Origin of the sequence: Bradyrhizobium sp. Leaf396 (genome assembly GCF_001424605.1) — a bacterium.
Classification (GTDB): domain Bacteria; phylum Pseudomonadota; class Alphaproteobacteria; order Rhizobiales; family Xanthobacteraceae; genus Bradyrhizobium; species Bradyrhizobium japonicum_C.
On the sequence record NZ_LMQJ01000021.1, the window covers coordinates 25,148 to 45,966 of the forward strand.

A 20,819-nucleotide genomic window follows, 5' to 3' on the forward strand; every position below is an offset into this window, starting at 1 on the left:
CGCAGCCCCGGTGCCCAATGCCCCCGTTCAGGCGCCGGGGCCAGCGGCGTGAGCCCGCAGGCAGACATATCGGAAGGCAGCTCATGGGCAAGACCAAGGGTCTTCAGCAACGCATCGCAGGCAAGACGAAGCAGGCTGTCGGCGAGATCATCGGCGACCAGGATCTCCACGATGAGGGCAAGGCGCAAGCCGAGCGCGGGCGCGACGAACAGGACAAGCCGAGCGAGCTCAATCCGCTGAAGAAGCTCAAGCAGCTGACGTGAACGCGGAGCCGCGACCAGCAATTGGCAGTGGACCGCGACCCGCTACCGGGGAGCGGCGGCGTTCGAGCTGGATCGCCGCCGCCGAGCTCGGCCTGATCAGCAGCACTTTCTCCACCATCGTCAGCCAGCTCTCCGCCGCCCGCATCGGCCGCGACGCCGCGGTCGACTGGATGACGGTCGCCGCCATTCCCGCGCGCGACTGGGCGATCAGCTCCGAGCCATCCTGGAGCACGATCCTGACCGGGATCGCCTTTCACCAATGGGCGGATTTTTCCTGGGCTCTGGTTTTCTTCGGCGTGCTCGGGCGCTGGACCGCAGACTTGCGGCCGATGACGATCCTGTTGCTCGCGCTGCCCTGGGCCGTATTCTCTTCCGGCATGGAATGGTTCGTGCTGGTGCCGCTGTTTCCGTTCTGGCAGCCGCTGTTCACGCTGCAGCAGCCCTACTGGATCGGCCTGCTTGTCCATGGCTCCTCGGCCGTGATGTATCCTCTGTTCGCCCGCCTGCGCTGGAGACACGGCAATGCGCCGCGGCGCGACGTGCGGTTCACCAACGCCTGGATCACCGGCGCGCTGGCTGCGGTTGTAGTGCTCGGAACCATCGCATTCTTTGGCAGTCATGGTCACGAGCTGCCATGGATGGGCCGCGACAGGGATCAGGACCAGACCTACATCCGTCACATGACCGCGCATCATGCCCAGGGCATCGAGCTGGCGCGGGTTGGCGCGGAGCGCGCGCAGGACCCGCACCTGCGAAAGCTCGCGATGATGATGGTCGCGAGCCAAAGCGGCGAGAACCGGATCTTCGAGAACTGGTGGCTGAGCTGGTTCGACACGGAGATGCCAGACTGCAGCACGGAGGAGCGTGCGGCGATGCCCGGCTTTCTGGTGCCGGCCGAGATGCGACAGATCAGGACTGCGCCGCCGGACCAGTTCGACGCGCTGTTTGTCGAGATAATGAGCAGGCATCACCGGGGTGCAGTCAGGATGGCCGACCAGATGTGGCGAAGCAGCGGCGATCCGCGTCTGCGCGTCATGGCCCACGCCATTCGCCATGAGCAGCAAGGCGAGATTGGGCTGATGCAAGGCGTAAGCGGCGTTGCCGCCGTTACCACCGCGGTTCGCAACATGTTCGGCGACAACGTCAATTGAGAGATTTGGGTGGGCGAGCCGCGCGGGCATTGCGAGTTCCGGCTGTTTGTCTCGCTCCGCCGCTCGCATTCGGAGCAAACGTATCAAAGGTTAATGCCTCCTGTCCCCCTCCTCGGTCAATGTCGCACACGGGGGTTGGCAATCGGACGTGACATGCAGGCAGGATTTGCTTTCTCGAAACTCGCCGATCGGCTGACGAGCCTCGTCGAATTGACGACCGACGATCTCGACCTGCTTGCGGACATGCCGAGCAGCATTGCGCATTTCGGCACGCATCAGATCATCCTGCGGCACGGCGACGAGGCGACCCATTGCTGCCTGTTGCTCCAAGGATATCTGTCCTGGCAGAACCACGAGAGCGCCGATGGGCAGATCACCGCGATCTGCGTGCCCGGCGACATCGCCAACCTGCACACCCTCCATCGCCCGCGCATCGAGGGCAATCTGATCGCGCTCGGACCCGCCATCGTCGCCCTCGTGCCGCACCGCTTCTTCCGCGAAGTCGCAGCGCGTTCGCCGGCGATGTCGCAGGCCATGCTGTTGATGCTCCTCGCCGAACACGCGATCCAGCGCAACTGGACGGTGAACCTCGGCAGCCGGGACGCACTGACCCGCGTGGCGCATCTGCTATGCGAGATCACCGTGCGGCTGCAAATCGTCGGCCTTGCCAGAGACCTCAGATTGTCTTCGCCCTTCACCCAGTCCGACCTCGCCGCGGCCTGCAGCATCTCCCCCGTTCACGCCAATCGCACTATCCAGGAGCTGCGCCGCGCCAATCTGCTGCAATGGCAAGGCAGGACCTTGACGATCACGGACTGGCCGGGCTTGGTTCGGCTCGCCGGCTTCGACCCGGCCTATCTGAGCATTCGATCCGGCACGGACGATGCGCGGCTGCCGCACGCGAACTCGATGACTGCTGACGTCGCGGTCGCTTGAACGCTGGGAGCGTGTTGCGCGCCTCTGCGATCGCGGATCGTGTTCCGCTTCCTACTCCCGCCAGAACTCGGCCAGCTCCTCCGCTGTCACCAGGTCAACCTGGCCATGAAAGCGGGTACGATACATCGTCATGAGCGCATCGTGCCCGACGTCGGACGAACTGCACAGCGCGTCCTCGACGATGACGATCCTGAAGCCGAGATCGACGGCGCTCAGGACCGTCGAGAGCACGCAGACGTCCGTCTCTGCGCCTGATATCACGACGGTGCCGACCTTCTTTTCAACGAGCAGGCTTGCAAGACCGGGATTGCTGAACGCCGAATAAGCCGGCTTGTCGATGACGGCGGCCGGCGGAACGAACCGGTCCAAGGCCGGCACAAGCTCAAGAGCGGATGGCGGCAGATGCCTGCGGGTGGCCTGCGGCCAGCGCCGAAAATAGCTCTGCCACTGGCCCCGGCGATCCTCTGGATCCTGCGGAGTGATGAAGCGCGTGAAGATCGTTCGGTCCTGATGGCGCGCAACGATCGAAGCGATCGTGGGCAGAACCCGTTCCATCCAGGGCGTCGCCCACAGACCGCCGGGGGCGAAAATGCGCTGCATGTCGATGCAGAGGTGAACGGCCTCCCTGATTGGGGCCACCTCCGACGTGCTGTCCCTCATCGTCCTCCACCGTCAGGCGCATTTTGCGACCCGTTGCGAATGCGCTTACGGAGGCTTTGGTTCCGAACCGCGGCGAAGCAGCGGCAGACTCGGAATTTGCCCCGTGCGCCTTCACGCCGGGCTGCGCTTCCCCACCCTGACATTCTCAGCGCGCGCGGTGCTCGAAGGCTTCGCCGCCCAAACGTGCCGGACCGCACAATCCGGACCCTCGCTCGCCGGATCGGGAAAGACTTGGCGTGGCTGAAGTGGGTAGCGACCAGTCACCATGCTGGGATGGTTCCTCGAATGCGACTTGACAGACTGGCAGCCAGCAAATGTTATGTTATAACATAACAACTTCGGTCCCGATGCCTCAGTCCCAGCGCCGACGCCGTATCCCCTTGAAAAGGCTCTTTGATCTCCATGCAAAAACTCCCCGTCACCGTTTTGTCCGGCTTCCTCGGGGCTGGAAAGACCACTTTGCTGAACCACGTCCTGAACAACCGGCACGGCCTGAAGGTGGCGGTGATCGTGAACGACATGAGCGAGGTGAACATCGATGCGGACCTGGTTCGCGATGGCGGTGCCAAGCTGTCCCGGACCGACGAAAAGCTCGTCGAGATGACTAACGGCTGCATCTGCTGCACACTGCGCGACGATCTCCTGAAGGAGGTACGCACCCTCGCGGCAAACGGGCGCTTCGATTATCTGCTGATCGAGTCGACCGGTATCTCCGAGCCGTTACCGGTCGCGGCAACCTTCGATTTCCGCAACGAAGACGGCGACAGCCTCTCCGACGTGGCACGGCTCGACGCCATGGTCACGGTGGTCGACGCGGTGAACCTGCTCAAGGACTATTCGTCGAGCGACTTTCTCGAACAACGCGGGCAGGCGCTCGAGAACGACAAGCGCACGCTGGTCGATCTGCTGGTCGAGCAGATCGAGTTTGCCGACGTCATCGTGCTCAACAAAGTCGATGATTCCACCCCGGCGCAGCGCGAGGCGGCGCGCAAGATCATTCGCGCGCTCAATCCGGAGGCCGATCTCATCGAAGCCAATTACGGCCGCGTCCCTTTCGACCGCATCCTCGACACCGGCCGGTTCGACTTCGAAAAGGCGCAGCAGCATCCGCTCTGGTTCAAAGAGCTGTATGGCTTCGCCGATCATATGCCGGAGAGCGAGGAATACGGCGTGAAGCATTTCGTCTATCGTGCCCGCCGCCCCTTCGATCCCGCCAGATTCGACCAATTCATCAAACAGCCCGGGCCGGGGGTGATCCGCGCCAAGGGACATTTCTGGCTGGCAACCCGACCGCAATGGCTCGGCGAAATCAGCCAGGCAGGCTCGATCATCCGCACTGAGGCGCTCGGTTTCTGGTGGGCGAGCGTGCCAACGGAACGATGGCCGGACGATCCAGCCTGGCGGACGCGGCTGCGCGCCAACTGGAGCGAGATCTATGGCGATCGTCGTCAGGAGATCGTGTTCATCGGCACCAACATGGACGAGGACTCGATCCGCTCCCGCCTGGACGCATGCCTCGTGCCTGGAAGACCTGCCATGAACATCGCGGATTGGGCAAAGCTCCCGGACCCATTCCCGATTTGGCGCCGTGCGGACGCTGCCTAGCGAGACCCCCATGGAAAACGTCGTTCGATTCGTATCGAAATCCGAGCTCGAACGCGAGCGCCTGATCCGCGAAGCTCGCGCCATCTACGACAGCATATTCCCACCGGTCACCAGCGCCGGCGTGCAAGACGATGATCAGACCGAGCCGAGGACGTCGATCCACCCTCTGGCTGACAGGGAGCCGTGACGGAATGCAGGTGGCGTTCGAAGGTCGCACGAAACGATCACAACTAGCTCGCAGAGGGCGGCTGAGCGCGCGCCCAAGGCGAGCGTTTGAGACCGAGGAATTCGCACTGAACGCAGGCCTGCGTTCCGCACGCCGACCGGGCATCGCGACGATTTCAACCGAAATACAGGCCGGTGGTGCGCTCGGAGGGACTCGAACCCCCACGATTTTACTCACTGCCACCTCAAGGCAGCGCGTCTACCAGTTCCGCCACGAGCGCTTTGGGGATGCCGGCTTGAGGCTTGAAGGCCGGCCGGATCAACGGCGCCGATCTAACAAATCCATCAGAGGGGTACAAGCCTGCAGAGGCCCTGAATTCCACAAGCTTTGCAGGAAAGTTCCAGCCCCTGCCTCAATTGGCCATTTGCTCGTGACCAAGCCGGTGTCCCGTGCAAAGGCTGCCACCGCGTGCCCTGGGCTTTTACCGGGTCCCCGGCGAGCGCGGCAGCATCTGCTTGACCTCGACGGCGATCCGGTTGCGGTCGACCAGGACGACCCCGGAGGCCACCGGCAGATTGTTCGCCAACACCTTGACCTCGTCCGCCTCAGTTGCGTCCAGTTCGATGATGGCGCCGCGGGAAAGACGCAATACCTGATGGATCGGCATGGTGGTCGTCCCCAGGACGACCATGAGATCCACGGTGACTTTATCGAGAGTGGGCACTGTCAGGACCGTCGCAACATAAGACTGGCATTTGCGCCTGCGATCATCACCACGTTATGGTTAGCCAATGGTTAATTCCCCCAAGAACCCCAGCCAGGATCGGCGTGAAGCGCTGGACCTGACCTCGTTTTCCGCCTCGGGCGGCGAGCCAGTCGAGTGGCGGATCTCGGATGCGCCCGTCCCCTACCCGGAGGCGGTCGCGGCCATGGAGGCCCGCGTCGCCGCGATTGCGGCGGGCGAGGCCCCGGAGCAGGTCTGGCTGCTCGAGCACCCGCCGCTCTACACCTCGGGCACCTCAGGCAAGGAATCCGACCTGCTCGAGGCCCGATTCCCGACGTTCGCGACGGGACGCGGCGGGCAGCTCACTTATCACGGGCCCGGCCAGCGGGTGGCCTATGTCATGCTGGACCTCAAACGTCGCCGGCCGGACGTTCGCGCCTATGTCGCGAGCCTCGAAGAGCTGATTCTGCGCACGTTGGCCGCCTTCAACGTCCGCGGCGAGCGGCGCGAGGACCGCGTCGGAGTTTGGGTGAAGCGGCCCGACAAGGGACCTGGGCACGAGGACAAGATCGCCGCGATCGGCGTCCGACTGAAGCGCTGGGTCTCCTTCCACGGCATCGCCATCAATGTCGAGCCGGAGCTGTCGCATTTCGCCGGCATCGTGCCTTGCGGCGTCACTGACGCCCGCTACGGCGTCACCTCGCTGGTCGACCTCGGCCAGCTCGCGACCATGGCCGATGTTGACATCGCACTCCGGCAGGCATTCGAGCAGCTGTTCGGACCGACCACAGCTCCGGCGCCTGAAGCTGTGGTCTGAGCTTCCGCGCTCTTGGAAGCGCTCCACACGGTTCAGGTACCGGGTGAGATTCCTCACCCGCGACGACAGCCATCACGCCGCCTCGAAGGACATGCCAAGCTTGCCGGCGATATAGCGCCGCTCCTGGGTCTGGCCGCCGAAGCCGTAGGCGTCGCCCTTGACGTCGTCGACATGCAGGTACGTCTCGGGATGCAGCGGGCCGAGGATCTCGGCCATACGCTTGAACATGGCAGCGAGATAGGCCGCCTTCTCGTCCTTGGTGTTGGTGCCCTCGGTGACGTGGATGTCGATCCAGTAGCTTGCGAGCTTCTGCTCCGCGAGCGACCTGCCGCCGGCGAACCAATCGCTGGCATTCACCGACTTCACGACGATGGCGGTGACCCTGGGATCCTTGTGCAGGATCTCAGCGGTCAGCTCGGACACGGCGTTCGCGATGTCGGCCTTGAGCGATGGCGACTGGCGGGACGTGGTGTAGGACACGGTGATCAGGGGCATGGCGGTTCTCCTCGAGATGTCGCGCGACTTGCGGCGTTGGCGAGAAGCTAGACCTGCCGGATTCATCCTGGTACCTTATCGATGACGATATCAGTGATAATCGATCATAATGACCATGACCCTCGACATCGCTACGGTCCAGGCATTCCTGCTGGTCGCCGACCTCCAGAGCTTTACGCGAGCCGCCGAAGCGCTCGGCACGACGCAGGCGGCCGTCAGCCTGAAGCTGCAGCGGCTGGAAGCGTTGCTGGGCAGACGCCTTGTCGAGCGCTCGCCGCGCGCAGTCCGGCTCACCGCCGACGGCGCTGCCTTCCTCGATCGCGCCCGCGCGCTGTTGGAGGCGCATGATCGCGCGCTGTCGGGCGAAGCTTCAGTCGCGCCCTCGCTCACGATCGGCATCTCCGATCACGCGGCGGGTCCCGAACTGGTGCCGCTTCTCGAGCGGCTGCACGCGATGTCGCCGAACCTCACTCTCGCTGTCACCATCGGCTTCTCGCGCGAGATGCAGGATGCCTATGACGCGGGCGAACTGGACGCGGTGATCGTTCGCCAGGAAGGCAGCCGCCGGGGCGGCGAGAAGCTGGTTGAAGACGAGTTCGGTTGGTTCGCGTCCCGGCGCTTCACGCTGGCAAAGGGAGCGCCGCTGCCGCTTGCGACACTCGCCCCACCCTGCGGCGTCCGCGCCGTGGCCGTGCGCGCGCTCGACAAGGCCGCTATCGGCTGGCGCGAGCGTTTCGTGGGCGGCGGTGTCACGGCGGTGGTTGCCGCCGCGCTCGCCGGCCTCGCAATCGCGCCGCTGGCGCGGCGGATCGCACTGCCCGGGCTGGTCGACATCGGACCGGCGCACAGGCTGCCGAAACTCGGCAGCTCGAAGGTGATGCTGCATTCGAAGGTCAGCGATCCCGCCAAGCTCGCGGCGCTGCGGGCGATCGTCGCGACGTTCCGGAGCGCAGCGGCGCTAGCAGTCCGCTGAGCCTGGTCCCCGGCGGCCAGTGTACAGGCTCGCGATTGTTGCCCAAAAATGACCCAGAGCGCGGGAACATTTCGCCAACCAGAGCGTTTCTTCCGGTCGAGGCGGGGTCTGGAATAGTGAAAAAACTCAACCAACAGAGAGACTTGTTCGAAAGCGAGCGCAGTTTCCGGCTGTTGGTTGAGGGGGTCGCCGACTACGCTCTCTACATGCTCGATCCCAAGGGCACCATCACCAGCTGGAACATTGGCGGCGAGCGCATCAAGGGCTATTCGCCCGGGGAGATCCTCGGCCAGCATTTTTCCCGGTTTTACACCGAAACCGACCGCGCCAACGGCAAGCCGGCGCGAGCGCTCGGTATTGCGCGGGAAAAGGGCCGATACGAGGAGGAAGGCTGGCGCGTCCGCAAGGACGGCACGTTCTTCTGGGCCAGCGTCGTGATCGACCCGATCTACGAGGACGGTGAGCTGATCGGCTTCGCCAAGATCACGCGCGACATCACCGAACGTCGCAATGCCCAACTCAAGCTCGAGGCGATGCAGAAGCAGCTCGCCGAGTCGCAGAAATTCGATGCACTCGGACAGCTCACCGGCGGGGTTGCGCACGACTTCAACAATCTCCTGATGATCATCAGTGGCAGCCTTCACATCCTGAAGAAGAGCGCCACTAGCGACCCCAAGCTCGAGCGCGCCATGTCCGCGATCGAGACCGCGACCAAGCGCGGCGCCGCGCTGACGAACCAGCTCCTCACCTTCGCGCGGCGGCAGAGCGTGAATCCGCAGGCGATCGATTTCGCCGAACGCGTCGGCGCCATCCGCGAGGTGCTCGACGCAGGGGTCGGCAGTTCCGTGCGTCTCGCCTTCGACATTCATTCCGACACGTGGCCGATCAAGGCCGACGTTTCCGAACTCGAGACTGCCCTGCTCAACCTCGTCATCAATGCCCGGGATGCGATGCCGGACGGTGGCGCGGTGACGATCCAGGCGCGTAATGTCGTGCTGAACGAGCCGCCCCTCGCCGGCGACTTCGTCGCAATCGATGTCACCGATACCGGCCTCGGAATTCCCTCCGACGTTCTCGACAAGATCTTCGAGCCGTTCTTCACCACAAAACCGATCGGCAAGGGCACGGGTCTCGGCCTCTCCCAGGTGCATGGCTTTGCGCATCAGGCCGGCGGCACGGTGAAGGTTGCAAGCGAACTCGGCAAGGGTACGACTTTCACCATACTGCTTCCGCGCGGCATGGATGCGCCGGTACGGGACGCCGCGGAAGCGATGTCCTTTCGCGGCAGCGGCACGGTGCTGCTGGTCGAGGACAATCCCGACGTCGCGCTCGTCAGCACCGGTCTTCTGGAGCAACTCGGCTACGAAGTGCGCCGGGTCGCCGATGCCGAGGCGGCATTGCGCGAGATCGAGAACGACGCCGTGGACTTCGTGTTCTCGGACATCGTCATGCCCGGCAAGATGGATGGACTCAGCTTGGCCCATCACCTCCGGCAGATCCGTCCCGGTCTGCCGATCCTGCTTGCCACCGGTTACAGCGATGTCGCCGCCGGCGTGCGCGGCGATTTCCCGATCCTGCGCAAGCCCTATGAGATCCACGAGCTGAGCGAAGCAATCGCCAAGCTGCCACGGTGAGGATTCAATCCTCTTGCGAGCGTCACACCGTCGGCAGCACCGAAAACATCTCTCCGGCCCGGCGCAGATTCAGGTCATCCGCGCTGGCGGTCTCGCTGGTGACACTGTCGACGCGTGACGACGGCGGGCCGTGGCGGCACAGCGCGACCATGTCGGCGACGTGTCTCGGCGCACCAGCGAACAGCGCTTCCACACTGCCGTCGCGGCGGTTGCGGACCCAGCCTTCGAGGCCGCTCGTCCTCGCCTGCTGCTCGACCCAAGCCCGATAGCCGACGCCCTGCACGCGCCCGCAGATCACCACCTGGAGAATCGCCCGGTTCACTTCTTCGATCCAAGGACATCGGCGCTGAGCGCCCTGAGCTCGCTCTCCCGCATGATACGGGCTATCAGCTCCGATGATGCCAAGCCCTTGAGGCTTTTCGGCGCCGCGCCCTCTCGCAAGGCCTTCTGCGTGTCGTAGACAGCCTGCGTCGCAGCTACAATCGGCGCATGGCCCTGCAGAGCGATGCGAACGCGCTGGCTCGCAAGGTAATCGAGCGCGCTCAACTCCTCCGGCACGCCGCCGAGCACGATCGGCAGGCTCGTGGCGGATGCGATCGCCTCGAGCTCAGTGCGCGCCTTGATGCCGGTGAAGAACAGCGCATCGACGCCGGCCGCTTCATAAGCCTTGGCGCGTCGGATCGCATCGTCGATCGACGTGATCGCGGCCGCACCGGTGCGGCCCATGATCACCAGAGAGGGATCGCTGCGGCCGCCCAGCGCCGCCTTCATCTTGCCGACCCCCTCCTCTAGAGAGATCAGCTGGGTCTTCGTCTCGCCAAAAGCAGCCGGCAACAGCGTGTCCTCGATGGTGAGGCCGGCCGCGCCGGCCATCTCGAGTTCCTGCACCGTGCGGCGCACGTTCAGCGCATTGCCGTAGCCATGATCGGCATCCACCAACACGGGGAGCGTTGCGGCACGCGACATCCGCCGCATCTGCTCGGCAAGCTCGGTGAGGGTGATCAGCGTGACGTCGGGGTCGCCCAGCACCGCGAGCGAAGCGACCGATCCCCCGAACATGCCGAGGGGAAAGCCGAGGTCCTCGGCAATGCGGATCGAGATCGCATCATACACCGAGCCGGGGTGGACGCAGTTTGAGTCCGACAGGACTGAGCGAAGTTTCTCGCGGCGGGAACGAAAGGCCATACTTGCCTCACTTTCAATTCCTCATCCTGACGAGCGCGGTGTTGCGCGCATCTCGAAGGATGAAGGCCCGGCTGGTGGCCTCGCCCTTTCGAGACGCCGCGCAGGGGCGGCTCCTCAGGGTGAGGGTCGACTATTGCAGTCTGGAGCCTACGCAAACTCCAAGATCAGCGCGTCCACCGCGAGCGTCGCGCCGGCGCTCGCGTGGATCTTCTTCACCGTGCCGTCCTGCTCGGCGCGCAGCACGTTCTGCATCTTCATGGCTTCGACCACCGCCAGCGTCTCGCCCGCCTTGACCTCCTGGCCTTCGCTCACCGCGATCGAGACCACGAGGCCGGGCATCGGGCAGAGCAGCTTCTTGCCGGTGTCGGACGCCGTCGTCACCGGCATCAGCCGTGCCGACGTCGCCTCGGCTTCGGTCCAGACATAGACCGGCACCTCGACGCCTTGATGGGCGAGGCGAACGCCGTTCGCAATCGGGCGCGCCTGCACCGCGACGAGGTGGCCGTCGATGGTGCCCTGCCAGACCGGATCGCCCGGCTTCCACGGTGACTGCAACAGATGCGCATTGCCAGCCTTGCCGTCGGAATCGATGAAGCGGATCGCGATAGCATCGCCCTCGCGCGCCACCTCGAGCAGAATCTCCTGGCGATCCAGCCAGACCGCGCGGCGCCGCTCTCGCTGCACGACGCGCCCACCCATCTGTCCGGAGATCTGCCGCTTGCGCTCGCCAAGCACGTGATCGATGGCGGCGCCGACCGCGGCGATCCGCCGTGCGACCTCGCCTTCGGGCACGCGCACTGCAAAGCCCTTGGGGAATTCCTCGGCGATGAATCCGGTCGAAAGTCGTCCCTCGCGCCAGCGCGGATGATGCATCAGCGCCGACAGGAACGGGATATTGTGCCTGATGCCGTCGACGTAGAACGAATCAAGCGCGGTCGCCTGCGCCTCGATCGCGGCCGCGCGCGACGGCGCATGCGTGACGAGCTTGGCGATCATCGGATCGTAGTGGATCGAGATCTCGCCGCCTTCCTGCACGCCGGTATCGTTGCGGATGGTGATGCCGTCCTTGCTGACTTCGGCCGGCGGGCGATATTTCACCAGGCGTCCGATCGAGGGCAGGAAGTTGCGGAACGGATCTTCGGCGTAAAGGCGCGATTCCACCGCCCAGCCCGTCAGCGTGACGTCCTTCTGTGCGATGGCGAGCTTCTCGCCGGCGGCAACGCGGATCATCTGCTCGACGAGATCGATTCCGGTGACGAGCTCGGTGACGGGATGCTCGACCTGGAGACGCGTGTTCATCTCCAGGAAGTAGAAGCTCTTGTCCTGCCCCGCGACGAACTCGACGGTGCCGGCGGAGTCGTAGTTCACGGCCTTGGCCAGTGCGACCGCCTGCTCACCCATCTTGCGTCGGGTGGCCTCATCAAGCAGCGGCGACGGCGCCTCCTCGATGACCTTCTGGTTGCGGCGCTGGATCGAGCATTCGCGCTCACCGAGATAGATCACGTTGCCATGCTTGTCGCCCAGCACCTGGATCTCGATGTGGCGGGGATCGACGATGAACTTCTCGACGAAGACGCGGTCGTCGCCGAACGAGGCCTTGGCCTCGGCCTTGGCGAGGTTGAACCCTTCGGCGACTTCGGCCTTCGAATGCGCGATGCGCATGCCCTTGCCGCCGCCGCCGGCGGAGGCCTTGATCATCACGGGATAACCGATCTCATCGGCGATCCGCACCGCGTGCTTGTCGTCTTCGATGACGCCGAGATAGCCGGGGACAGTCGAGACCTTCGCCTTGGCAGCCGCCTTCTTCGACTCGATCTTGTCGCCCATGGCGGCGATGGCGCCGGGGTTCGGGCCGATGAAGACGATGCCGGCGGCTTCCAGCGCGCGCGGAAACGCCTCGCGCTCGGACAGGAAGCCGTAGCCCGGGTGCACCGCCTCGGCGCCTGTCTTGCGGCAGGCCTCGACGATCTTCTCGATCACCAGATAGCTCTCGGCGGCGGCCGGCGGGCCGATCAGCACGGCCTCGTCGGCCATTTCGACATGGAGGGCGTCGCGATCGGCCTCGGAATAGACCGCAACCGTCTGAATTCCCATGCGGCGCGCGGTCTTCATGACCCGGCAGGCGATTTCGCCGCGATTGGCGATCAGAATGCGTTTGAACATGCTTTTCTTGAGTCTCGACCTTGGGCGGGACCATTCCCCTGGCCGTTGGGCCCATGGGATGGCCGTGTAGCTCCCGTGGTACATCAAAATGGGCCAGAGGCAACGGTCTAAATCCGGCCCGCATCCAGCGTGCCAGCGCAAGACCGAGACGGGCTTGGGACCGGGCGGCGACCCCGGAAGCCTACGCCATCCCGGCGTTGGACTTGGACTTAGCCACGTCCCGAACCAACGTGTGAATGAAGCCCAGCTTTGCGACCACGGCTGGCGACAGGATGAAAGGATAGAGGTCGCGCAGGCCCATGGCGCGGTTGACACTGTTCATGGCAAAGGTGAAGGGCAGCCATGCGTCGATGAGCGCCTGGACGTCTCTGGCCTCGTAAGGATTGAACCGGATCCGGGCCGTCAACTCCCCGTCGCGGTCCACCTTGGGCCGCACCTCCATGCCAAACTCGCCAGCCATCTCCAGGGTGTCGACGATGTGGAGGTAGTGCGCCCAGGTCTCGGCGAAGTCTTCCCAGGGGTGCATGGTGGCGTAGGCCGAGACGTAGTTTTGCTGCCAGTCCGCCGGCGCGCCTTCGGCATAGTGACGCTGCAAGGCCTGACCGTAGTCGGTGGAATCATCACCGAATACCGCGCGGCATTCGGCAAGCTTGCCGCCGTCGCGCACCAGCACGTCCCAGAAATAATGTCCGACCTCGTGACGCAAGTGACCGAGCAGCGTGCGGTAGGGCTCGCCCATCTCCAGCCGCCGCCGCTCGCGCTCGATATCGTTGGTCTCGGTCAGCGCGATCGTGATCAGGCCGTTGTCGTGGCCCGTCATGACCTTCTCGCCGCTGTGCGGATCGTCGGCGAGGAAATTGAAGGTCAGACCATGCTCGGGGTCGTCTTGCCGGGTCCGTAGCGGCAGCCGCCAGCGGATCAGGGAATAGAACAGGCGGTGTTTCGCCACCTCCAACTCGCGCCAGCCGGCGAGTTGCGCCGGATCGGAGAGGTTCGGCACCATCCCATTGTGGCGGCAGGCGCGGCAATAGCCGGTGGTATCGGCCGCGTCGATCAACCAATTGCAGGCATCGTACTCGGCATTCCGGCACAGCATCCGGCTTTCGCCGTTGCTGGCCAATATCCTCCAGGCCTCTCCGTCAGGCTCGATCGCCGACATCGTCTCCTTCTCCGGCAGGAAGGCGACCCGATGGCCACAGCGTTCGCAGGCATAGTTCTCGAAATAGAGGACGTTGCCGCAGGCCTGGCAGACAAAGAGCTTCAAGATTTAGCCTCTTCGGAAAGGGGAGCTTCATGGAAGCTGGTATTGCGCCTCGCGAAGACGCATCCGCCGGCTGTTCGTTCCAGTTCCTGGAACAAAATTGACGGACCGGCGTTGGTAAGCCGTACTTTAGCCGATCCTGCAAATCCGCATTTTCCCGCCACACACGTCCTCTCGGCAATGGCTATCACGCTCCGTCTGTGTGAATATCGGTCTGGCACGTGCGCTTCCGCATCACAACGGCCGATGCCTTGAAAGACTCCTTGCCCGAGACCGTCGCCGCCGAAAGGCTGCGCCAACACCTCGAAGACGTCGCGCGCGAGCGCGATAATGCCTATCGCGCACTTCAGGAGCGCGAAGCCGAGTTGGCGCGCATCCAGCGCATTGGCAAGGTCGGCGGCGTCGAGGTCGATTTCCGCGAAGGCTTCAAGAACCGTCGCTCGCCCGAGTATTTGATCATCCACGGCCTGCCGCCCGAAGCCGCCGACGAGTCGCACGAAGACTGGGTCAACCGTATCCATCCCGACGACCGCGACGCCACCGTCAAGCATTTCTTCGATGCTCTCGCTGGGGCGAGCGAAGACTACAGCGCCGAATACCGGATCGTCCGCCCCAGCGACGGCGAGACCCGCTGGATCCGGGTGGTCGCCAAGATCGAGCGCGACAAGGACGACCGAGCCATCCGCCTCGTTGGCGCCCATATCGACATCACCGACCAGGCGCTGGCGCGCGAGACGCTGCGCGAGAGCGAGGAGCGTTTTCGGCTGATCGCCGACAGCGCGCCGGTGCCGATCTGGGTCACCAAGCTCGACCGCAAGCGGTCCTTCGCCAACCGGGCCTATGTCGATTTCGTCGGCCTGCCCTACGAACAGGCCATCGATTTCGACTGGCGCAAGGTGCTGCATCCCGACGACCTGCCGCGCGTTCTCCAGCAATCCGTCGAAGGCGAAGCATCCCTCAAGCCTTTCGTGCTGGAAGCGCGCTACAGGAATGCAAGCGGCGAGTGGCGGTGGCTGCGATCGGAATCGCAGCCCCGCTGGGACCCGACCGGCAAGCATATCGGCTTCATCGGCGTCGCCCACGACATCACCGTGGCCAAGCAGGCCGAGATCGAGCTGCGGCAGCTCAACGAAACGCTGGAACAGCGCATCGCCGAACGCACCGCCGAGCTCGAATCGAACGAGGCGCGGCTGCGCGCGATCCTGGAGACCAGCAATCAGTACCAGGGCCTCGTCAACCTCAAGGGTGAACTGCTCTACGCCAACAAGACCGCGCTGGATGGCATCAAGGCAAGCTCTTCGGATGTGATCGGAAAGCCATTGTGGGAGACGCCCTGGTTCAGCGCGACAGAAGGCATGAGCGCACTGGTGCGCGAGGCCTTCCACACCGTGCTGAGAGGCGAAGCGGTCCGGCTGGAGATGCGCCTGCGCCTTCCCGTCGGCGAGCGCGATTTCGAGTTCGGCATGCGCCCGGTGCTCGACCGCCACGGCAACATCACCGGCGCGGTGCCCGAGGCGGTCGACATCACCGAGCGGCGTCGCGGCGAGGAAGCGCTGCGGCAGTCGCAGAAGATGGAGGCGATCGGCCAGCTCACTGGCGGCGTCGCGCACGACTTCAATAATCTTCTCACCATCATCCGGTCGGCGACCGACTTCCTGCGCCGTCGCGAGCTGGCCGAGGAGCGCCGCCGCCGCTATGTCGACGCCATCTCCGAGACGGTCGAGCGCGCCTCAAAGCTGACCGCACAGCTTCTCGCGTTCGCGCGCCGGCAGCCGCTGAAGCCGCAGATATTCAACGTCGGGAGCCAGGTTGAAGGCGTGGCGCAGCTGGTTCGGCCGCTGGTCGGCGGCCGCATCGAGATCGCGGTGGAGGTCCAGGACGCCGACTGCTTCACCATGGCCGACATCGCCCAGTTCGAGACAGCGCTGATCAACCTTGCAATCAACGCCCGCGACGCCATGGATGGCGAAGGGCACCTCACCATCGCCGTGCGCAAGGTCTCTGGAATCCCGAGCCTGCGCGCGCAACCGGCGCGCGGCGGCGATTATGTCGCGATCTCGATCACCGATACCGGCAGCGGCATCGCGCCGGAACATCTCGAATCGATCTTCGAGCCTTTCTTCACGACGAAGGAGGTCGGCAAAGGTACTGGGCTCGGTCTCAGCCAGGCCTTCGGCTTCGCAAAACAGTCCGAAGGCGACATCGCTGTGATGAGCGTGCCAGGCGAAGGCGCCACCTTCACCATCTATCTGCCGCAAGCACAAAGCCCCGCGACGGACAAGGAGGTCGCATCGCTGACCCACGAGGCGGCGACCACCGGGCGCGGCTATCGCGTGCTTGTTGTCGAGGACAACGATGAGGTCGGCCGCTTCTCCACCGAACTCCTGGAGGATCTCGGCTATGTCGTCCGCCGGGTCGCCAATGCCAATGCGGCGCTGGCGATCCTCGGCGAGAACGAATTCGCCGTCGACCTCGTGTTCTCCGACGTCATCATGCCCGGCATGAACGGCGTCGAGCTTGCCGGCGTTATCCGCGAGCGCTATCCGGGGCTGCCGGTGGTGCTCACCAGCGGCTACAGCAACGTGCTCGCCGAAAGCGCCCATCGCGGCTTCGAGCTGATCCAGAAGCCCTATTCCGTGGAGTCGCTCTCGCGCATATTGCGCAAGGCGATCACGGAGAAGCTGTCAGTGGCGCGGTGAATGTGAACAAGGCAAAATGCCGTCGTCCCGAATCTGTGCTTGCGCTTGTCCGGCACGACAGCCGAGTGTTTGGCAGGTCGTGACCACAGCATGGACGTCGCCGTCTTGATGCTGGCGGTTCACCCCGGGACGCGTTAGTCAGGGCCGGATTCTGGAGATCGACTTGCCGACCGTGCCCTCTGATGCCATCTGGACCTGGAGCATCATCGCCATCGCGACCGCAGGCGTCATCGTCCGGCCATTTCGCCTGCCCGAGGCGCTCTGGGCCGTGATCGGCGCCGGCTCGCTACTGCTGTTTGGTTTGCTGCCCTGGCTGGACGCGCTGACAGGCATCGAGAAAGGCGTTGACGTTTATCTCTTCCTGATCGGCATGATGCTGATCGCCGAGCTGGCGCGGCTCGAAGGCCTGTTCGATTACCTAGCCGCGATTGCGGTGGAATATGCGCGTGGCTCGCCGCAGCGGCTGTTCCTGCTGATCTATCTCGTCGGCACGGTCGTGACCGTGTTGCTCTCGAACGATGCCACGGCGATCGTGCTGACACCGGCCGTCTATGCCGCGACGCGCGCGGCCGGCGCAAAACCCCTACCCTATCTCTTTGTCTGCGCGTTCATTGCCAATGCCGCGAGCTTCGTGCTGCCGATCTCCAATCCGGCCAATCTCGTCGTATTCGGCGCGCGCATGCCGCAGCTTACGGAATGGCTGCGCCTGTTCGCCCTTCCCTCGGCGGCGTCGATCCTGCTGACCTATGTCGTGCTGCGCCTGACCCAGCACCGCGCCCTCAAGGAAGAGACGATCGCGCGCAGCGTGCCGCACCCGGAACTCGGGCGCGGCGGCAAGCTGACGGCGATCGGCATCGTTGCGATCGGCGTCGTGCTTGTCACTGCGTCTGCGCGGGACAAGCAGCTGGGCCTGCCGACCTTCATCTGCGGCGTGGTCACGGCGGCCATCGTGCTGCTGATCAGTCGGCAATCGCCTTTGCCCGTACTGCGCGGCGTGTCCTGGAGCGTGCTGCCGTTGGTCGGTGGGCTCTTTGTCATGGTGGAAGCGCTGGTGAAGACGGGCGTGATCGCACAGCTCAGCGCCCTGCTGCACCAGGCCGTCGCGCAATCGGTGCCCCAGGCCGCCTGGAGCGTCGGCATCGCCACGGCGCTCGCCGACAACATCGCCAACAACCTTCCCGTCGGCCTCGTCGCCGGTTCGGTCGCCGCCAGCGATCATCTGCCTGCATCGGTCGTCAGCGCCATCCTGATTGGTGTCGATCTCGGCCCCAACCTGTCGGTGACCGGATCGCTTGCCACCATCCTCTGGCTGGTCGCGCTCCGGCGGGAGAAGATCGAGGTCGGCGCCTGGCCGTTCCTCAAGCTCGGCCTGCTGGTGACGCCGCCTGCCCTGATCGCGGCGTTGGCAGCGGCCATCAGGTAGTGGCGGCCGAAGCGCAGCTTTCGGAGCCAAGTAAAGCCGTTTGCGGTGGGTCAATGCTTCCGGCGAGGCTGCGGCTAGGATCTGCAGTTATCGCGAAGGTCACCAATCGGGTGGATACGGCGCGGCAAGGAAGGTTCGTCATGCAGATTCAATCGAAGGCATTGGCGCGGAGCTCCCTCTTGCGCCGCGCGCTTCGGAACCTCACCGGACCGCCCGAGATCCACATCCAGACGGCCCATCCTCTGCTGGTCGTGTCCGCAATGGTCTTGCTCACCCTGCTCGCGATCGTGGAGATCGATCTCCACAGCGCTCAGCTGCAGGCGATCGGACTGCTCGGCCATGGGACCGGTATAGACCCGATCTTCCTGAGCCCGTAATCGCCGGCGCGAAATCTTGGATACCCCCCGGTCGCGGCGATGACGCCGCGACCACTCCCTGCCTCGTCAGTCGTTCTCGTAGCCGTAGACTTCCGGCAGGATGAAGATCGCGGCGAGCAATCCGATCACCGGGAAGATTGCAACGAACAGGGTGGCGTTGGCCTGTCCGATCGCCGCGAACAGCGTCGGGAACAGGAAGATCGCCAGGAACGACGGCAGCTTCACGAACATGTAGGCGAAGCCGCTGGCGGTGCCGCGATATTGTGGCCGGGCGACCATGGTCGGAATCGTCATGCAGTTCGATGCATCCCAATAGTGCCCCCAGAGCATGCCGGCGGCTGCAAACGGCAGCAACATCGTGTTGCCGGTGTAAAGCGCAAAAGCGGCGACCAGCAGCGAGACCAGCACGATCGAGAAGCCCGCAATGGCAATGCCGCGATGGCCGATCTTCGGCGTCAGCAGCGGCCCGACCCATCCCGACAACGCAGCAAAAGAGAACAGTGCCATCGTGACCAGATTGTTGCCGAGGATCGTCGAGACGCCCACCATGGCGAACAGCACCGGCAGGTAGAACGCGAACGTCGAGAACTCGCTCGCCTGCGCGAAGCAGGCGATCCAGCCGTACAGCGTGGCACGCCAGCGGATCGGATCCTTCTTGAGATCGGCCAGGAACGCACGGGTGCTGGTCTTCGGAACCACGACATCCCGATCCGGGAGCATATCCAGATTGTCGTTGAACATCTCGCGCGCGACCTGCTTGGCCTCGCGGTAGCGTCCCTTCTGCACCAGCCACACCGCCGTCTCCGGCACGTCATGGCGCATGATCAGAATGATCAGTGCCGGCACCGCGCCGAGACCCAGCGTCACGCGCCACAGCATCTCGTGGTTCATGTCGACCAGGAGGAAGATCACGATGACGCCGATTGTCAGAACCTCGCCAACCGCGAACATGAACTGCCAGCGATTGCCCATGACCTCGCGCTCGCCCTTGGCCATGGATTCCATGATGTAGGTGTAGCCGGTCGAGATGTCCGAACCGAGCGGAATTCCGAGCAGGAAGCGGATCACGACCAGCCAGGCGACATCAGGCACGAAGGCCTGTGCCAGAGCGAGCACGATGAACATCACCATCGTGACCAGGAACATGACGCGGCGGCCGATCTTGTCGGACAACCAGCCGCCGAGCAGCGCGCCGATGAGTGCCCCGCCTTGCGTGCCCGCTGCGGCAAGGCCGAGCATCAGCGGATCGGGATTGTACTGTTCCTTGATGAAGATCAGCACGAAAGCGATCGAGTAGAGATCCCAGGCCTCGACCAGGATCGAGGCCATCATCAGCCAGCCGACCTTGTTGCCCTTGGGGCTGTAGTTCGTGATGAGGTAGCGGACCGCGGCTTCGCTCGGGGTCGGTTGTGGCACCGCCATCGTTGACATTTTTTTGTCCTCTCTGCAAAACTCACTACGCGCCGAGCAGCGGCTCGATGCTGCAATCGAGCAAGCGCGGATCGATGCCCGCCTCCATGCCCGTGAACATTTCGCCCATGTAGTCGATCAGGGCATCGCTCGCCTTGACCGCTTCCTCGACGCGGCGACTGGCGACAGCTGCGAGAATGGCGAGATGATGATCGATCGTGCCCGACAGATCCGCCTGCCCCGGCATGAAGCGGTGATGGATGTAGCCGATGCGGCGATACAGCGTGTGCAGTGGCCGCATCGTATGCACCAAGAAGGGCTCGCCGGCAGCCTCCAGCACCAGCGCGTCGATGCGGCGGTCGAGGCTGTTGAATTCATCGAGGGTCAGGCTGGCGCGACGCTCGCGCAGCAGACGTTCGATGTGCAGCGCCTGATTGCGATGCGACAGGTTCGCACGATCGGCCGCAAGGCGGACCACGAAGCGCTCCATGTCGCGGCGCAGGCCGAGCAGCATGCGCTCGCGCGCCAGATCGATCGGGGCGATGTGCAGGCCATGACGGGGCCGGATGATGATGAGCGTGTCGGCCGAGAGACGATTGACGGCGTGGTGCACCGGCGTGCGGCCGAAACCGGTGATTTGCTGCAGTTCCAGCATGGTCATGAACTGGCCGGGCTTGAGCTCGCAATGAACCAGGAGCTCTTCGATCCTCTGATAGGCCAACTCGAAGAAGTTGAGACGGTTGCTACGGGACGGCCGGCCTCCGGTGTCACCCTCGTTCCTCACCACCTGGAGTGCGCGCTTGCGCCGTGCCATCTCATCCTCCCGTCAGCCCGCGTTTTCGTTGCGACGCACCGTGGACAGTGCGCTGTTGGCGCC

At 64.3% G+C, this 20,819-nt stretch carries 20 protein-coding genes and 1 tRNA gene; 11 read left to right on the forward strand and 10 right to left on the reverse strand.

The genetic code is table 11. The features are described 5' to 3' along the window. Positions 1-83 precede the first annotated feature (83 nt). The 3 genes from ASG57_RS19550 to ASG57_RS19560 all read left to right on the forward strand — a co-directional run bounded on the left by ASG57_RS19550 (position 84) and on the right by ASG57_RS19560 (position 2,350). The gene (locus ASG57_RS19550) at positions 84-263 is read left to right on the forward strand and encodes a hypothetical protein (protein WP_024342875.1); all 180 of its coding nucleotides are present in this window, start codon (positions 84-86) and stop codon (positions 261-263) included. Further along, positions 260-1,414, forward strand: a complete 1,155-nt coding sequence (locus ASG57_RS19555) for a DUF305 domain-containing protein (protein ID WP_024342874.1) — start codon at positions 260-262, stop codon at positions 1,412-1,414. Before ASG57_RS19550 ends, ASG57_RS19555 begins: the two co-directional genes overlap by 4 nt. A gap of 153 nt (positions 1,415-1,567) precedes the next feature. Beyond that, entirely contained in the window at positions 1,568-2,350 is a 783-nt protein-coding gene (locus ASG57_RS19560; protein WP_057197076.1) for a Crp/Fnr family transcriptional regulator, read from the forward strand. Positions 2,351-2,401: 51 nt separating this feature from the next. Here ASG57_RS19560 and ASG57_RS19565 read toward each other — a convergent pair whose 3' ends face one another. Beyond that, a complete protein-coding gene (locus ASG57_RS19565) occupies positions 2,402-3,010 on the reverse strand; it encodes a cysteine hydrolase family protein (protein WP_024342872.1) in 609 nt (202 codons plus the stop codon). Positions 3,011-3,412: 402 nt separating this feature from the next. On the opposite strand from ASG57_RS19565, the gene zigA reads away from it, so the two are divergent. Together zigA and ASG57_RS37935 are read left to right on the forward strand one after the other, a co-directional pair. After that, positions 3,413-4,615, forward strand: coding sequence for a zinc metallochaperone GTPase ZigA (gene zigA, locus ASG57_RS19570; RefSeq protein WP_024342871.1), 1,203 nt, complete (start codon positions 3,413-3,415; stop codon positions 4,613-4,615). Between the two features lie 10 nt (positions 4,616-4,625). Then, on the forward strand, positions 4,626-4,802 hold the full coding sequence (locus tag ASG57_RS37935; protein WP_155248760.1) for a hypothetical protein: 177 nt from the start codon (positions 4,626-4,628) through the stop codon (positions 4,800-4,802). Positions 4,803-4,976: 174 nt separating this feature from the next. On the opposite strand, the gene ASG57_RS19575 is transcribed toward ASG57_RS37935, so the two are convergent. Next, positions 4,977-5,061 (reverse strand) — tRNA-Leu (locus ASG57_RS19575). 201 nt (positions 5,062-5,262) lie between these two features. Further along, positions 5,263-5,505: a FliM/FliN family flagellar motor switch protein gene (locus ASG57_RS19580; protein ID WP_018647371.1), complete on the reverse strand. Its 243-nt coding sequence runs from the start codon at positions 5,503-5,505 to the stop codon at positions 5,263-5,265. Between the two features lie 67 nt (positions 5,506-5,572). Between ASG57_RS19580 and lipB the strand changes: the two genes are divergently transcribed. Continuing rightward, positions 5,573-6,322 (forward strand): lipoyl(octanoyl) transferase LipB, encoded by a 750-nt coding sequence (gene lipB / locus ASG57_RS19585; RefSeq protein WP_024342870.1) that lies wholly within the window; start codon positions 5,573-5,575, stop codon positions 6,320-6,322. A gap of 72 nt (positions 6,323-6,394) precedes the next feature. Here lipB and ASG57_RS19590 read toward each other — a convergent pair whose 3' ends face one another. Beyond that, complete coding sequence (locus ASG57_RS19590; RefSeq protein ID WP_024342869.1) at positions 6,395-6,817, reverse strand: tautomerase family protein; 423 nt, start codon at positions 6,815-6,817, stop codon at positions 6,395-6,397. A 109-nt stretch (positions 6,818-6,926) separates the two neighbouring features. On the opposite strand from ASG57_RS19590, the gene ASG57_RS19595 reads away from it, so the two are divergent. Together ASG57_RS19595 and ASG57_RS19600 are read left to right on the forward strand one after the other, a co-directional pair. After that, complete coding sequence (locus ASG57_RS19595; RefSeq protein ID WP_024342868.1) at positions 6,927-7,790, forward strand: LysR family transcriptional regulator; 864 nt, start codon at positions 6,927-6,929, stop codon at positions 7,788-7,790. A gap of 113 nt (positions 7,791-7,903) precedes the next feature. Then, positions 7,904-9,424, forward strand: coding sequence for a PAS domain-containing hybrid sensor histidine kinase/response regulator family protein (locus ASG57_RS19600; RefSeq protein ID WP_024342867.1), 1,521 nt, complete (start codon positions 7,904-7,906; stop codon positions 9,422-9,424). A gap of 22 nt (positions 9,425-9,446) precedes the next feature. Here the strand turns inward: ASG57_RS19600 and ASG57_RS19605 are convergent, their stop codons facing one another. The 4 genes from ASG57_RS19605 to ASG57_RS19620 form a co-directional block, all read right to left on the reverse strand. After that, positions 9,447-9,746, reverse strand: coding sequence for an acylphosphatase (locus tag ASG57_RS19605; RefSeq protein ID WP_024342866.1), 300 nt, complete (start codon positions 9,744-9,746; stop codon positions 9,447-9,449). Next, on the reverse strand, positions 9,743-10,609 hold the full coding sequence (locus ASG57_RS19610; protein WP_057197077.1) for an isocitrate lyase/PEP mutase family protein: 867 nt from the start codon (positions 10,607-10,609) through the stop codon (positions 9,743-9,745). The genes ASG57_RS19605 and ASG57_RS19610 overlap by 4 nt, the downstream gene beginning before the upstream one ends. A 147-nt stretch (positions 10,610-10,756) precedes the next feature. Beyond that, positions 10,757-12,772: an acetyl-CoA carboxylase biotin carboxylase subunit gene (locus ASG57_RS19615; RefSeq protein WP_024342864.1), complete on the reverse strand. Its 2,016-nt coding sequence runs from the start codon at positions 12,770-12,772 to the stop codon at positions 10,757-10,759. 181 nt (positions 12,773-12,953) lie between these two features. Next, positions 12,954-14,036, reverse strand: coding sequence for a zinc-binding metallopeptidase family protein (locus ASG57_RS19620; protein ID WP_024342863.1), 1,083 nt, complete (start codon positions 14,034-14,036; stop codon positions 12,954-12,956). A 218-nt stretch (positions 14,037-14,254) separates the two neighbouring features. Between ASG57_RS19620 and ASG57_RS19625 the strand changes: the two genes are divergently transcribed. The 3 genes from ASG57_RS19625 (at position 14,255) to ASG57_RS19635 (ending at position 18,532) form a co-directional block, all read left to right on the forward strand. Beyond that, positions 14,255-16,732, forward strand: a complete 2,478-nt coding sequence (locus tag ASG57_RS19625) for a hybrid sensor histidine kinase/response regulator (RefSeq protein WP_057197078.1) — start codon at positions 14,255-14,257, stop codon at positions 16,730-16,732. A gap of 172 nt (positions 16,733-16,904) precedes the next feature. Next, a complete protein-coding gene (locus tag ASG57_RS19630; protein ID WP_024342861.1) occupies positions 16,905-18,155 on the forward strand; it encodes an arsenic transporter in 1,251 nt (416 codons plus the stop codon). Positions 18,156-18,295: 140 nt separating this feature from the next. Beyond that, a complete protein-coding gene (locus ASG57_RS19635) occupies positions 18,296-18,532 on the forward strand; it encodes a hypothetical protein (RefSeq protein WP_024342860.1) in 237 nt (78 codons plus the stop codon). Positions 18,533-18,598: 66 nt separating this feature from the next. Here ASG57_RS19635 and ASG57_RS19640 read toward each other — a convergent pair whose 3' ends face one another. After that, the gene (locus ASG57_RS19640; RefSeq protein ID WP_024342859.1) at positions 18,599-19,963 is read right to left on the reverse strand and encodes an MFS transporter; all 1,365 of its coding nucleotides are present in this window, start codon (positions 19,961-19,963) and stop codon (positions 18,599-18,601) included. A 25-nt stretch (positions 19,964-19,988) separates the two neighbouring features. Then, a complete protein-coding gene (locus ASG57_RS19645) occupies positions 19,989-20,756 on the reverse strand; it encodes a GntR family transcriptional regulator (protein WP_057197079.1) in 768 nt (255 codons plus the stop codon). Between the last annotated feature and the right edge of the window lie 63 nt (positions 20,757-20,819).